This window comes from Halobacteriovorax sp. (assembly GCF_048381875.1).
In the GTDB taxonomy this organism is placed as follows: Bacteria; Bdellovibrionota; Bacteriovoracia; order Bacteriovoracales; family Bacteriovoracaceae; genus Halobacteriovorax_A; species Halobacteriovorax_A vibrionivorans.
On the sequence record NZ_JBLXBP010000004.1, the window covers coordinates 166653 to 180768 of the forward strand.

The following is a 14116-nucleotide window of genomic DNA, read 5'->3' on the forward strand; positions in this document are numbered from 1 at the left end:
AGTAAAGCAGGATGTTTTATGAATACAAGAGCTTTTACCCTGGCCCTAGTTATTGCAATGGTCGCAATGTTTATGGTCCATACATATATTGAAGACCAGCAGTCAGCGCTAATTAAAAAGTACGGAACAATGAGTTCTGTTCTCGTTGCAAAAGAAGATATTCGAGAGTTCGATCTACTGGATGAAACGAAGGTTTCGATTGTAACTGTTCCTCAGAAGTTCTTAGCACCTGGAAGTTTTAAAACAGTTAAAGAAATTGAAAATACAATTGCCACTGTTCCTATTTTAAAAGGGGAGCAAATCACAAAACCTCGTGTAACTTATCCAGGAGAGAGTACTGGACTTTCTAGAGAAGTTACTGTTGGTATGAGGGCCATCGCATTTCAAGTTGATGAAAGAAGCTCTGTAGGAAAACTTATTCGTCCAGGTGATCGTGTCGATGTACTTGCACCAATGGATTACACTGGTGGAGCGAGAATGGATCGTCAAAAAATTGTAACTATTCTACAAGACGTAAGAGTTCTATCAACAGGTAAAAGTGTATCTAATAATATTCCACTCATTGGTGTGAAGACGGCCGATGTCGTTCGAAAAATGAAGCTTAATACTTATTCAAATTATACAACAGTAACGCTTGAATTAAGTCCATTCCAAGCACAAAAGCTAACACATCTTTATCTCTTCCAATCAAATAAACCGATCTTAACTTTAAGAAATATTAATGATGGAGAGAAACAACTAATTGAAGGAACAAGGCTATACGATATTTTATCAGATGCAGATCGTAACGAGGCAAGAGCCTACTTTAATGAAAAGTATAAGAAGAAAAATTAATGTATATATTTAAAATCTTAATCATATTCTCAATGACTTTTATGAGCTTTGCGCAGCAAAGCTCTTCAGGTATTGGTGTACAAGAAGAAAAAGTCGAAGTTGTTCTGGGTATTGATAAAGTACTTCCAATAGACTTTCGTATTACTTCAAGAAGTGTTCAAGTTGCAAATCAAAGAATCTTAAAAGTTCAACCTGTAAATACAGCAGCAGGAACTAGTGAGCTTGTTTTAAAAGGTGAGGCTCCTGGTATTACTTCCGTGACAGTTCGAGATCGCCTTGGTGCTATCAAGAAGAGATACCTTGTTACGGTAACAGCAACAGAGAAGTCAAAACTTATCTCTGAAATTAAAGAGCAATTAGGGCCAATTGAAGGACTTGAAATTAACCTTCGTGGAGGAAAAGTCTTTGTTGAAGGAAAGATCATTGTTCCAGGTGATATTGGTCGAATTGTAAAAGTATTAGAAGATTACCCTGATGTGAAAAACTTAGTTGAAGTTTCACCTCAAACCTATTTGATTATCTCTCGAGAAATGCAAGAAGGATTACGTCGTAATAATTTAAAAGATGTAACAGTTAGGTTTTTTAATAACTCTTATCTGCTTGAAGGGATTGTAAATTCAGAAGAAGAAAGTGCTCTTGCTGTGAAAATTGCGGCCACTTATTTACCGGATCGTATTGAGAGTTTAGCAAGACGTACTGACTCGGTTCAACAGTTGGGTCGTGATGAAATTATTAAAAACTTTCTTGCAATTAATAGAAAACCACAACCACCTCAGCCTTCAAAGCTTATTAAGATTACAGCTCAATTCGTCGAGTTGTCTAAGGATTATAATCGAGTCTTTGGCTTTAAGTGGAATCCAAGCGTTGGAACCACTGGTGGTCAGATCATTTTTGGCCGTGGTGAAAACGGGGGAACAATTACAACTTCTTCAAGTGGAAACTTCGGTGGAACAATAAATCAATTATTTCCTAAGCTAAGTTCTGCTAAGGCTGCTGGCTATGCACGTATCGTTCAATCTGGAATGGTGATTACAAAAGATGGTGAAAAAGCCAAGCTCTCTAAAGGCTCAGAACGAAATGTTGCGGTAGGTACTGGAGAGTTTCAACAGGCAAAAGTAATTGAAGCAGGCTTTAACTTAGACGTTACACCAAAGATTCTTCAGGAAGAGAAGATCAATCTCGATATTGTCCTAGGTGTTTCTTCTTCACAAGGTACAGATAAGCAAACAAATTCATTAGATACAAAGTTGATTGTTAAATCAAGAGAGTCAGCTGTTGTAGGTGGTATTTCCATTAATAAGACAGCAACAGAATACGATAAAGATCCGCCAGATGGTGTTTCAAGTACTCAGAGTGATGACTCTGACTCATCAGTTCAGACATTTTCATTATTCTCATTTGTCCGTTCAAAAGATGTCTCAAAGTCAAAGGAACAATTTGTTGTTTTTATTACTCCTGAGATTATTGAAAGTGCATCAACTGGAACTGAGGATATAAAAAGAAAGTTTAGAAAGAGGGGGCCATAATGGCCGAAGGTCATATTATAGCAGTTATTGGTGGTAAAGGCGGTGTCGGTAAGTCACAGGTCGCCACGAATTTAGCATTTGCTTTTAGTGGTGAAAAACGCTCAAAAACACTTTTATTGGACTTTGATCAAAAGGCCAGTGGAGATTTAAATCTTCTAACTGGAATAAAGACTAATAAGAACTTAAAAGATCTTTTCAGTTTTAATGGGAATATCGATCCTCGCTCCTTCCAACCATTCGTTAATATGCATCCAAGTGGTGTTCATTATATTGGTTTACCAAATGATCCCGTTGCAACCGAAGGGATGAGTGTTGATAACGCTGGTAAGGTGTTAAAAGCTGCAAAAAATATGTATCCCACTACGATAATTGATGTGGGAACTGAGATTAATGATTTAACAGCTAAAGCTTTAGAGCACGCTACTATGATTCTTGTGGTTATTACACCGGATCTTTTAGCACTTAATCAAACAAAGCGCATGGTTTCAGAACTGATTACCATGATGTTTCCAAAAGAGATGATTCACTTTGTTTTTAATCAGGCACAAAAAGGTCATCCAGTCTCTGCTGATGTTGCAGGTAAGTCTGTGGGAAGGCCAGTATTAGCTCAAGTTCCAAAAGATGATCAAACTTGTGCAATGGCATTAAATCAAAAGAAGCCAATCATGCTGGCAGCAAAAAATAGTGCTTTTGCTAAAGGTATTATCGAGTTAACTCGTACTATTAATGGTAAGGGAATTCTCAATCAGCTTGCTAAGCTAAATAAACCATCGGGTGTGGGTGTAAAGAAAGAGCGATCAGCAACTGGTGCAGAGGCCAATTCATGGAGAGATTTAAAACTTCGAATTCATAAGGCCCTTGTCGAAGAGATGGATCTCTCAAAAGATGATGATAACGATCCTAAAGCTAAAATTATTCTAAAAGAAAAAACAAAGAAGATTGTAATTGAGCTTCTTGGTAAAGAAGATACTAAGGGAATTGTTAATAATCGCGATGAAATGAATAGTATTGTTAAGGAGATTTTGGATGAGGCCCTAGGTCTTGGTCCTTTAGAGGATCTCCTTGCTGACCCACTTATTTCTGAGATTATGGTAGTTGGCCCTAGTAAAATTTATTATGAAGAAGATGGGAAGGTTAAGCTGTCAAAAGTGACCTTTTCCAATGATAGACAAGTTCTAAATGTAATTGAAAGAATCGTAGCACCTATTGGTCGTCGTATTGATGAGAAGACTCCATATGTTGATGCTCGATTACATGATGGTTCAAGGGTTCACGCTATCATCCCTCCCTCTGCCATTGATGGGTGTTGTATTACAATTCGTAAATTCCCTGAAGAAAGGCTAACTCATAAGCACCTTGTGCAATACGGGTCGATTACCCAGAATATGGCCGACTTTATGAGAATTGCCGTTGAAGGGCATAAGAATATTATTGTCTCTGGTGGAACCGGTTCTGGTAAGACGACACTTGTAAATGTTTTAGGAAGTTTTATTCAAGCAAACGAGCGTATCATTACTTGTGAGGACTCTGCCGAACTTAGTTTTCCTCAAGAGCACGTTGTTCGACTTGAAACAAGACCTCCGTCACTTGAAGGTGATGGTGAAATTGATATTCGTTGTCTCGTTAAGCAGTGTCTGAGGATGCGTCCCGAAAGAATTGTCGTTGGTGAGTGTCGTGGGGGTGAAACTCTTGATATGTTACAGGCCATGGGGACAGGTCACGATGGTTCGCTTACAACAGTTCACTCGAATAATCCAAGAGAGTGTATTGGAAGAATTGAAACCCTTGTTCAATATGCAGGAGCAGGACTTACACCAAAGGCCATTCGCGATATGATTGCTAATGCCGTTCACCTTATTATTCAGGCATCAAGACTTGATGATGGTTCAAGAAAGATTACCCATATTACAGAAATAGGTGGAATCCAAGGTGATGTCGTAACACTACAAGATATTTTCTTATTTCAACAAAAAGATATTGATAAGAATGGGAAGATTATTGGATCCCATCAAGCAACAGGGTTTATTCCTAAGTTTATCGAAACACTAGAAAGACAAGGTTATAATATCCCACGAGGTTTATTTTCTAATGCTCCTAGTGGAGGAGCGCCAGGACAAAAGCCGGCAGCACCGCCAAAGGCCCCTGGGAATCGTCCACCACAAAAGGGACAAAAGCCAGGGCAAAGACCACCGCAAGGTAAACCACAACAGCGTCCAGGTGTCCCACCGGTGAAGAAGAAAGCTTAAGGTAGAGGTTTAAACAATGAGTTTCTTTATTGAATTATTAGGTCGAAATGGAATGATAGCCTTCATAGGTCTTATCTTCTTTCTATTTTGTTACCGCTATTCAGTTGGGATCTTTGACCTCATCGAGAAGCAGACTTTCGGAACGCGTACATATATTTTAGAAAAGTTTGAATTACTCTTTATTGATGTAAAACCTGAGCATGTCACATATGCTCTTTTGGCCTTATCTTTTGGACTTGGAACACTGACACTACTTATTTTTGGTGTTTTTGGAAAATGGGGAATCGGTGCATTTGTAGGTTTAATCCTCGGTTTTATCGGATTTAAGGCACCAAAGCCAATTGTCGACTATATGGTCAATAAGAGAGTTACAGATTACCAAAATCAAATGGTCGATGGCCTAACTCTATTATCTAATGGTCTTAGGGCCGGTTTATCTGTACCACAGGCCTTAGGAATGGTTGTGGATGAGATGCCGCCACCTATTTCTCAAGAGTTCGGTGTAATCCTTCAACAGAACCGAGTAGGGGTAACTTTAGAAGAGTGCTTCGAAAACTTGGCAGCTAGAGTACCAACACAAGACAATGATATGTTCGTTTCAAGTGTTAATATTTTACGCGAAACAGGTGGTAATCTTGCCGAAGTTTTTGACACTATCGTCTCTGTTATTCGTGAAAGGATTCGTTTAAAGCAGAAAATTGATACTGCTACGGCCCAGGGAAAGTTCCAAGGACTGACTATTGCGGCCATGCCCTTTGTCATTCTAGCTATTTTCTCATCAAATGACCCAAGTCTATTACCGAAGATGTTTTCGACACCAATAGGGATTGTCTTATTTGTAGTCGCATGTATTTTAGACGGTATTGGGACCTACATTATCCTCCAAATCGTAAAAATCAAGGAATAAAGTTAATATATGTTTAAGTTTTGGTTATTGGATACCGATATATCTAGGGAGAGAATTTAGGATTCTTTAAAACCAAAAAGGAAATACGTCATGAGAATCAGTTTAAAGTTATTAGTACTATGTTTGTTTTCGCTGGCATCGATTGCTGGTGTGAACTTGAAGAACGGAAACTTCTACATCACGTACACGGACATTATTGTGCCTGGTGGTGGGAACGATCTCGTTATTGAAAGAACTTATAATTCAAAATCTCCTGGAAAGGGATGGTTTGGTTATGGTTGGGGTTCTGACTATGAAACACATTTAGTTGTTTCGGCAGATGGGTCTGTAACGATTCATGAAAATGGGTCAGGTGCAAAAACACGCTTCACACCAAGACAGGCCGTTGATCCTAAGGCAGCAGCACAAAAGATTGTGGATGTGATGAGAAAGAAAACATCGCTTTCAACTACAGTTGCAAGTACTCTTGTTAAGAAGCTAACAAATGATGCTGAATTAAGACAAGCGTATGCTAAGAAATTCAATGTTTCTTCAAACCTTGCTGTAGGAACTGAACTTTACTCGAATGTTCGCGGTCTTCAAAAGGTTGTGAAAACTAGAAAGGGTTATATTAGAAAGTATAATGATGGTAAAGAGAACCATTTCAATGAAGATGGTAAGCTTATCGAAGTTAAAGATAAGAATGGTTATGTTGTAAGACTTGATTATTCAAAAGCTGGAACTCTTCAATCAATTAAAGATTCAATGGCAAAGCAAATTTTCTTTAAGTGGTACCCGAATGGACTTGTAAAGTCTGTTGAATCAGGTGCAGGAAAGAAAACTGTTTATACTTATGATTCAGCTTATAACTTAAAAGAAGCAAAAGATGTTTCTGGAAACAACTTTAAATATGATTACGATGCTAATCACAACATGACGAAGATTACATATAAAGATGGTACTTTCCAAAAAATTGATTATGAAAAGAAAACACAATTTGTAAAAGAACTTACAAAAAGAAGTGGTGAGGTTGTTAAGTATTCATATGAAAGTAATCCAAAGAATCCAGATTTCCATTACTGGACTTTAGTTGCAAAGAAGTCACCAACTAAGAAAGAAGTTGTAAACCGTTATGAGTATGAAATTAAGAAAAAACCAGACGGGTCTCATTACACTTACCGTATTCTTACTGTAATTAATGGACTTAAGACTGAAACTATTTATACAGAATGTTGTTCTCTTCCAAAGCAAATTAAAAGAGGAAAGCATGTTACAAACTTTGAATATAACAAAGATGGACTACTTGTTAAAAAGAGCTCTTCAAGAGGTGATTTTGTAGAACTTGATTACCACAAGAAGTTTAAGAAGATTACAAAAGTTGTTAATTCAAGAGGTTGGACTGAATTTGATTATGATAAGAAAGGTAACCTAAAGAAAGCTAACAACTCAAAAGGTATGTCAGTTGTTCTTCTTTATGATTCAAAAGGTCGTATCTCTAAGATGATGGACTACAATAAGAAAACAAAGAAGAAAAGAGCACTTGAATTCCAATACAATGCTCAAGGTAAGCCAGTTGAGATTACTATGAATAAAATTGGTAAGATCAATGTTAAATATGATAACTACGGCGAAATTTTAAAAGTAGAGTCTAAAGCAGGACATAAGATGGCCTTACAAGTAACAAGGGCCTTCCAATCACTTTTAGCAATTGTTAAGCCTGCTGGTGTTAACTTAAATATGTAATTGGAGGGAATATATGAAAAAGTTATTAATGGTTTTATTTCTTATGAGTACTCTTTCTGTTCAAGCAGAAATGTCAGAGGGGCCAACTCCTTGTGATGCAAATAATAACGAGGCTAAGTGTGAAAGTGGTGATAACTGCTTAACTCTTGACTCTGAGTCTGGAGAAAGTTCTCAAACAGATACGTCATCTTCTACAGGTGATGGTCAGTAAAAGAAGTTATTAAAATCGATTATAATGAATGGGCCCTCTTTATCAGAGGGCCTTTTTTTTGACTAAAAAGTGATCACTGTATAAAAATCTACACTTGGAACGCTCTTAACTGTCTAATATTACATAGAAAAAGTTGGCACTTCCCTTGCTTTATATAAGACATAGAAACACACAACCATAATGGGGGAATTATGAAAAAGTTAACATTAGTATTTTTATTAGTTTTAAGTGCCACAAACGTATTAGCTCTATCTGAGACAGAAACGAATTGTGATGAAATGTATGCAAGTAGTGATAGCGTTGCAAGCGTTGAGAGTGCAGCTCCAGCAGCTTCAGGCTCGACTTCTTCATCTTCATCTTCTGCAACAGGACAGTAAGAAGCACAACAAAACCAAACTCAAAAATTTACCCGCACTCCTTATAAAAAGCCTAGTCACGAACTAGGCTTTTTTAGTATACTTGGCCCATGGACAATAATATAGCAACGATATACACAGCTCAGAAAGGGCGAAAAGAACTTAGTTATAATGATCGCATATCAGTTTTAGAAGCCTTAGAAGAGAGGATAAAGGACTTAGAGCCGAGAATCATAGATGCATTAAAAGCTGATCTGAGAAAGCCTCGATTTGAGTCTTTTTTATCTGAGATCGATTTTTGTTTACACGAAATTAAAACTGTAAAGAAGAAGCTAAAAAAGTGGATGAAGCCACGTAGGGTTTGTTCACCGTTACCTTTTATGCCTGCTAAAAGTCGTATTCATTTTGAGCCCTATGGGCAGGTTCTAGTTATCGCTCCGTGGAATTATCCATTTCAATTGGCCATCGTTCCTTTGATTGGAGCAATTGCGGCCGGTAATAAAGTTATTCTAAAACCATCTGAGATTGCCCCCAATACTTCTAGCATCTTAAATGAACTCATATCAAGTGCCCTTGATAGCGAAATCGCTGCTGTTGTTGAAGGTGGTGTTGATGAAACGACTGAGTTATTAAATTTAAAATTTGATTATATTTTCTATACAGGAAATGGCCATGTCGGTCGTATTGTCATGGCCGCAGCAGCTAAGAATTTAACACCGCTAACACTAGAACTCGGCGGTAAGTCTCCAGCGATTGTTGGAACTAAGAATCTTGATTTAGCGGCCAAGAGAATTGTTTGGGGTAAGTTCTTCAATGCAGGTCAAACTTGTGTTGCTCCTGACTATGTTCTTTTACGCAAAGAGGATCAAGACGAATTTATTAATTCAGCAAAGAAATACCTAGTCCAATTCTACGGCGACAATGTTAAGAATAGTCCTGACTATGGACGCATCATCAATGAAAGACATTTTGATCGTTTAAATGCTCTTGTTAAAAAAGATGACGTTCTTATTGGTGGAGATGTTGATAAGAGCGATTTATATATTTCACCGACATTCTTAAAAGCAAATGAATCAAGTGAAATTATGCAGGATGAAATTTTTGGACCAATCCTTCCTCTTGTGAATATCAATAATCTTGATGAAGCAATCGCTTACGTAAAAAGACATGATAAGCCTCTTGCATGTTATGCATTTCTTGATAAAACAAGTGAAAAGAATCGTGTCATCAATGAAATTAGCAGTGGTGGTATGGTAATTAATGATACGATCATTCATCTGTCAAATGACCAACTTCCATTTGGAGGTGTTGGTGAGTCAGGAATGGGAGCTTACCATGGGGAGCATTCTTTTGAACTCTTCTCTCATCGCAAGTCTGTTATGAATAGGGCCTTTTTCTTAGAAAATGACTTACGCTATCCACCATATAGTAAGAAAGAATCATTTATTAGAAAGTTGATGAACTTAATCAGTTAAATTTATTTTACTTATTTATTGGAAATCGCATGCTAGAATTTTCTTATGAAAAATCTAGCATTCTTTATTTTTATCACTTTGTTAAATCCGTTCTACTCCTTTGCTAAGTCCAATGTTAAAGCAAAAGAAGTTTTTAAAACCAATGAAATCATCTGGGGTCTAACATTCATTAATGAAAATGAAATTCTTTTCACCGAAAGAGAAGGTAAGATTAAATATCACAACTTTCTTACTAAAGAGACGAAGTCCTTAATAGCACCTAAAGTCGTTGCTTCAGGACAAGGGGGGATGCTTGATATCGTGATTAAGAATATCGGTGAAAAAACTTATGCTTATTACACTTATTCTGGAAAGGTCGGCAAAACGGTTGCAACGATTCTTGCTAGAGCGCAGTACAAGGATAAGAGTTTATCTCGTCCAGAAGTACTACTTGAAACTAAGGTATATAGTGATACTTCAAGACATTTTGGTTCACGTTTACAGTTCAAAGATAACTATTTATTTATGACTGTTGGTGATCGAGGTGAAAGGGATTATGCTCAAAAACTTAATTATCACAACGGTAAGATCCTTAGGTTAAATCTCGACGGAACTCCTGCTAAAGGAAATCCTTTTGAAAAAACAAAGGGCGCATTAAAAGAGATTTGGAGTTATGGGCATCGCAATCCTCAAGGGATCTTTATGGATGCTAATAAGAGAATTTTTAGCTGTGAATTTGGTCCTCGTGGTGGAGATGAGTTAAACCTAATCAAGCCTGGGCTCAATTATGGATGGCCAATCATTACCTACGGTAAAGAATACTGGGGACCTAGTATAGGCGAGGAAAAAAAGGCCGGTATGGAGCAACCAATTGTCTATTGGACACCAAGTATTTCTCCTTCTGGTATGACCATATATAACGGTAAGAAATATAAAGACTGGAAAGGAAATGTCTTACTTGCGGCCCTCGGTAGTGAACACCTCAGAAGGCTTGTTTTAGAGGGTGAAAAAGTGGTTAAGCAAGAAGTCTATCTAGAGGATTTAGACGAGAGAATGAGGCAAATAAGGGTCTCTCCAGCGGGAGAAATCTACCTCACCACAGATTCTGGAAAGATATTGAAAGTACTTAAAAACTAGAGACTTATGAGTTGTTTAAAAGATGAACACCTATGAAAAAATGTCTATCTTTTTTACGCTTTTATGTCCGTAAGTATTTAATATTACTATCTCGTAAGTTGGCACATGTTATGCATTAATATTAGTGACTAGCAAAGGAGAAGTATTATGAAAAAGCTATTTTTAGTATCAATTTTATCACTATTAACAAGTTATGTTCTGTCTGCACCACGTGAGACACCAACAGAAACTTTTGATGATTCAATTTGTTTAACTAGAGGGTTAGATTTAAAGCAAAAAATGAAAGAAGTAGATGAGTTAATTGCGAAATCTGCTGGTAGTGTTATTGAGAGTGATAACTCTTCAGCAACTAGTCAGTAAGCTTAATTATCTCGTAATACTTTTAAAAGGGCCTCGCGTTCTTCAACAGTGTATTCACCATGTTGATACTCATCAAGAGCGTCGAGGTCCTCAGCTCTCTTTATTTGTTCCTTTGTCACACCTGAAGATTCTCTTTTTACATAATCAACTTTCTTAGCAGTGTTATTAAATAACTTAACTGTCATTTCTTTGCCTTCTGATAGGCTTGTATTTAAATAAAAAGAAATCGTAGAATAAACTTTTTGTGTATAAGGGCGCAGTGGCTTATTGATTGATTCAAAGATTGTTTTCTTCTGACTTACAGGAAAGGCCAATATTAAAAAACTAACTGTAAAATAAATTGCAAAACGAATCATCTTCTAGCTCGCTTGTTCTTGGATCATATCGTGCATCATTTTTTCAACAGACTTCAGCAAATCTTCCTTTTTAAAAGGTTTTACTAAGAAGTCTTGTGCACCAGTTGATATTGAGTCGATACATACAGTTTCAATATCAAGAGAGGACATCATAATTACCTTAGCATCCATAAAGTTATTAACGATTGACTCTGCCAATTCAAGTCCACTTACTTGCGGCATAACAACATCAATTATGAAGAGGTTTGGACTTAATTCAAAAGACAGCTTTAGGGCCTCTTGAGCATTTCCTACAGTGGCAACGACCTCATAACCTTCTTGCTCAAGAATATCTTTTGTTGATGTTCTTGCCATCTCTGAGTCATCCACAATCATTATTTTTAGATCTGTTTTTTCCATACATCTCTCATTTTAAGTGATACTTACCTAAAAAAAAAGAGGGCCAGTTAGGCCCTCTTTTCTATGCAGCCTCTGAGGCCATTGTTTTTTCTTGATGTTTTTTCTCTGTTTTTTGATGAACCTCTTTTTTGTACTCATGCCATCCGACAAGAGCTATATCGAGTACTTCATCAATAGTTTTAACAGGTACAAAGTTGATTTTCTCTCTTAAGTTCTCTGGAATATCTACTAAGTCCTTTTTATTACCCCATGGAATAACTACTGTAGAAATCCCCATTCTAAGAGCAGCTAGGGCCTTTTCTTTTAGGCCACCAATTGGAAGAACTTTTCCTGTAAGAGTAATCTCACCAGTCATTGCTACATCACGACTTACTGGAACACCTGTGCAATTAGATACAAGTGCTGTTGCTAGTGTGATACCGGCACTTGGTCCATCTTTTGGAGTTGCACCAGCTGGTAAGTGAACATGAAATTCATGGTTTTCAAAAATATCCTCATCAATTCCCATATAAAGTGCACGAGAACGGATGTAGTTAATTGCCGTTTTTGCTGACTCTTTCATTACGTCACCAAGTTGACCCGTAAGAGTAAGACCTTGTCCTTTCATCTTAGTTGTCTCAATGTAGAGAACTTCACCACCATGAGATGTCCAAGCTAGTCCTGTTGATACTCCAACTTCATCATCTTCTTTATGATCTTCTTTTACAAAGATAGGTGGACCTAGGTATTTAACAACAGTATCTTTTACGATATGTGTTTTTGCCATTTCGCCTTTTGCAATTCTCATTGCAACCTTTCGACAAAGAGTTCCGATTCTTCTTTCAAGATTACGTAGACCTGCTTCTGAAGTATAGTGCTCAATTACACTTTCTACACCTTCATCAGTAAAGACAACGTGCTCATCGTTAATACCGTTCTCATCCATTTGCTTAGGGATGATGTATCTCTTAGAGATTTCAACTTTTTCTTCTCTTGTATAACCTGAAAGGTTAATAACTTCCATACGATCTCTAAGTGGACCAGGAATATTTTCAAGCATATTTGAAGTAGCAATAAACATACAATTTGAAAGATCAAATGGTACATTTAAGTAATGATCTCTAAACTCAACATTTTGTTCAGGATCAAGTACTTCAAGAAGTGCTGCTGAAGGATCACCCTTGTAGTCACCTGATAATTTATCAATCTCATCAAGTAGAACCACAGGGTTATTAGTTTTTGCTTGCTTCATCGCTTGAATAAAACGACCTGGCATTGCTCCAACGTAAGTTCTTCTATGACCTCTGATTTCAGCTTCATCTTTTACACCACCAAGAGAAATTCTAACAAACTCTCTTCCTGTTGCACGAGCAATTGACTTCCCAAGTGATGTTTTACCAACACCAGGAGGACCTTGGAAACATAGGATTGGCCCTTTCATATCATCACCTTTAAGTTGTCTAACTGCTAGGTGCTCAAGAATTCTTTCTTTGATTTTAGTTAGCTCAAAGTGGTCTTCGTCTAGAATTTCCAGAGCTGCATTAAGATCAATGTGCTCTTGCGACTTTTTATTCCATGGAAGATCACACATCCACTCAATATAATTTCTCATGATGCTAGCTTCTGATGAATCTGGGTGCATCTTTTCGAGTCTAGTGAATTGCTTCATTGTTTCTTTTAAAACATCTTCTGGCATACCCGCTTCATCAATTCTTCTTTTAAACTCTGCGAATTCATCTTGTTCTTGTGATTGCCCATCACCAAGTTCTGACTTTATTGCCTTGATCTGTTCTTTAAGGAAAACATCTCTTTGGTTTGTTGATTCAGATGAAGTATTGTTCTTCATCTTTTGTTGCATCATTAGAATCTCTAATTCACGATTTAGAATATCGTTGATTGCATGTAGGCGATCAACTGGATCTAGTGTTTCGAGAATTGTTTGAGCTTCTGAAACATGGAGGTTTAGATTTGATGCAATAAGGTCTGCAAGTCTAGAAGGATCTGTAATATCTTCTAGTACCATTAGAATATCTGGAGAAAGAACTTTTCCAAGTTGGATAACTTTCTCAAGCTGCTCTTTAATCGTTCTCATAAGAGCAGTTGTTGCAATATTTGCATTATCAGCGATAACATCTTCAACTTTCTCAACTTTTGTAACATAGAAAGGAGACTGTTGTTCAAAAGAAGTAATTCTCGCTTTAGATAGACCTTGTACTAAAATTTTAATACGTCCATCAGGCAGCTTTCTCATTCTCATGATCATGGCAACTGTTCCTAGCTCATAAATTTCTTCAGGGGCTGGATGTTCTGCAACGATGTCTTTTTGGCTTGATAATAATATTAATCTATCTGAATGATTAATAGCATGGTCAATAGCTTTGATTGATGCTTCTCTACCAACAAATAGAGGTAAAATCATAAATGGATAAATAACTAAGTCTCGGATTGGTAAGAGGGCCAATTCTTCCTTAAACTCAATGTTCTCACCCTCGTAATTTGTAACCATAAATCTTTCCTCCAACAGGTCGGCGCAATATAGGCAATATGTTCTTAAATAACATCGGGCAATAAAAAAAACTCTTTAATAAAAAGAGCGAAAATGCGTGATTTTTTTGAGTTTTTTAACTGA

The 14116-nt window shown here is 37.0% G+C and carries 13 protein-coding genes; 10 read left to right on the forward strand and 3 right to left on the reverse strand.

From position 1 onward, the window contains the following. Positions 1-18 precede the first annotated feature (18 nt). The 10 genes from cpaB to ACN5L8_RS13335 all read left to right on the forward strand — a co-directional run bounded on the left by cpaB (position 19) and on the right by ACN5L8_RS13335 (position 10753). Positions 19-834 carry a Flp pilus assembly protein CpaB gene (cpaB, locus tag ACN5L8_RS13290; RefSeq protein ID WP_114706178.1) on the forward strand — a complete coding sequence of 272 codons (816 nt, stop codon included), beginning with the start codon at positions 19-21 and terminating at the stop codon, positions 832-834. Continuing rightward, positions 834-2360: a hypothetical protein gene (locus ACN5L8_RS13295; RefSeq protein WP_419173263.1), complete on the forward strand. Its 1527-nt coding sequence runs from the start codon at positions 834-836 to the stop codon at positions 2358-2360. The genes cpaB and ACN5L8_RS13295 overlap by 1 nt, the downstream gene beginning before the upstream one ends. Then, positions 2360-4606: an ATPase, T2SS/T4P/T4SS family gene (locus ACN5L8_RS13300; RefSeq protein ID WP_419173264.1), complete on the forward strand. Its 2247-nt coding sequence runs from the start codon at positions 2360-2362 to the stop codon at positions 4604-4606. The genes ACN5L8_RS13295 and ACN5L8_RS13300 overlap by 1 nt, the downstream gene beginning before the upstream one ends. A gap of 16 nt (positions 4607-4622) precedes the next feature. Further along, positions 4623-5513: a type II secretion system F family protein gene (locus ACN5L8_RS13305; RefSeq protein ID WP_114706181.1), complete on the forward strand. Its 891-nt coding sequence runs from the start codon at positions 4623-4625 to the stop codon at positions 5511-5513. 90 nt (positions 5514-5603) lie between these two features. Continuing rightward, positions 5604-7235: an RHS repeat domain-containing protein gene (locus ACN5L8_RS13310; protein WP_114706182.1), complete on the forward strand. Its 1632-nt coding sequence runs from the start codon at positions 5604-5606 to the stop codon at positions 7233-7235. A gap of 13 nt (positions 7236-7248) precedes the next feature. Next, positions 7249-7446, forward strand: a complete 198-nt coding sequence (locus ACN5L8_RS13315; RefSeq protein ID WP_419173265.1) for a hypothetical protein — start codon at positions 7249-7251, stop codon at positions 7444-7446. Between the two features lie 191 nt (positions 7447-7637). Continuing rightward, on the forward strand, positions 7638-7823 hold the full coding sequence (locus ACN5L8_RS13320) for a hypothetical protein (protein WP_114706185.1): 186 nt from the start codon (positions 7638-7640) through the stop codon (positions 7821-7823). Positions 7824-7912: 89 nt separating this feature from the next. After that, positions 7913-9277: an aldehyde dehydrogenase family protein gene (locus tag ACN5L8_RS13325; RefSeq protein WP_419173266.1), complete on the forward strand. Its 1365-nt coding sequence runs from the start codon at positions 7913-7915 to the stop codon at positions 9275-9277. Positions 9278-9322: 45 nt separating this feature from the next. Next, positions 9323-10393: a PQQ-dependent sugar dehydrogenase gene (locus tag ACN5L8_RS13330; protein ID WP_419173267.1), complete on the forward strand. Its 1071-nt coding sequence runs from the start codon at positions 9323-9325 to the stop codon at positions 10391-10393. Between the two features lie 147 nt (positions 10394-10540). Next, on the forward strand, positions 10541-10753 hold the full coding sequence (locus ACN5L8_RS13335; protein ID WP_114706188.1) for a hypothetical protein: 213 nt from the start codon (positions 10541-10543) through the stop codon (positions 10751-10753). Between the two features lie 2 nt (positions 10754-10755). Here the strand turns inward: ACN5L8_RS13335 and ACN5L8_RS13340 are convergent, their stop codons facing one another. The 3 genes from ACN5L8_RS13340 to lon form a co-directional block, all read right to left on the reverse strand. Next, entirely contained in the window at positions 10756-11109 is a 354-nt protein-coding gene (locus tag ACN5L8_RS13340) for a hypothetical protein (RefSeq protein WP_419173268.1), read from the reverse strand. A 3-nt stretch (positions 11110-11112) separates the two neighbouring features. After that, positions 11113-11508 (reverse strand): response regulator, encoded by a 396-nt coding sequence (locus tag ACN5L8_RS13345; RefSeq protein WP_419173269.1) that lies wholly within the window; start codon positions 11506-11508, stop codon positions 11113-11115. A 61-nt stretch (positions 11509-11569) separates the two neighbouring features. After that, on the reverse strand, positions 11570-13993 hold the full coding sequence (lon, locus tag ACN5L8_RS13350; protein WP_419173270.1) for an endopeptidase La: 2424 nt from the start codon (positions 13991-13993) through the stop codon (positions 11570-11572). Between the last annotated feature and the right edge of the window lie 123 nt (positions 13994-14116).

Bases quoted from the DNA above. Each gene is read 5' to 3' on its own strand.
- ACN5L8_RS13345 (WP_419173269.1), bottom strand. From the start codon at position 11,508: ATGGAAAAAACAGATCTAAAAATAATGATTGTGGATGACTCAGAGATG.
- cpaB (WP_114706178.1), top strand. From the start codon at position 19: ATGAATACAAGAGCTTTTACCCTGGCCCTAGTTATTGCAATGGTCGCA.
- ACN5L8_RS13315 (WP_419173265.1), top strand. From the start codon at position 7,249: ATGAAAAAGTTATTAATGGTTTTATTTCTTATGAGTACTCTTTCTGTT.
- ACN5L8_RS13340 (WP_419173268.1), bottom strand. From the start codon at position 11,109: ATGATTCGTTTTGCAATTTATTTTACAGTTAGTTTTTTAATATTGGCC.
- ACN5L8_RS13335 (WP_114706188.1), top strand. From the start codon at position 10,541: ATGAAAAAGCTATTTTTAGTATCAATTTTATCACTATTAACAAGTTAT.
- ACN5L8_RS13300 (WP_419173264.1), top strand. From the start codon at position 2,360: ATGGCCGAAGGTCATATTATAGCAGTTATTGGTGGTAAAGGCGGTGTC.
- ACN5L8_RS13310 (WP_114706182.1), top strand. From the start codon at position 5,604: ATGAGAATCAGTTTAAAGTTATTAGTACTATGTTTGTTTTCGCTGGCA.
- ACN5L8_RS13295 (WP_419173263.1), top strand. From the start codon at position 834: ATGTATATATTTAAAATCTTAATCATATTCTCAATGACTTTTATGAGC.
- lon (WP_419173270.1), bottom strand. From the start codon at position 13,993: ATGGTTACAAATTACGAGGGTGAGAACATTGAGTTTAAGGAAGAATTG.
- ACN5L8_RS13330 (WP_419173267.1), top strand. From the start codon at position 9,323: ATGAAAAATCTAGCATTCTTTATTTTTATCACTTTGTTAAATCCGTTC.
- ACN5L8_RS13305 (WP_114706181.1), top strand. From the start codon at position 4,623: ATGAGTTTCTTTATTGAATTATTAGGTCGAAATGGAATGATAGCCTTC.
- ACN5L8_RS13320 (WP_114706185.1), top strand. From the start codon at position 7,638: ATGAAAAAGTTAACATTAGTATTTTTATTAGTTTTAAGTGCCACAAAC.
- ACN5L8_RS13325 (WP_419173266.1), top strand. From the start codon at position 7,913: ATGGACAATAATATAGCAACGATATACACAGCTCAGAAAGGGCGAAAA.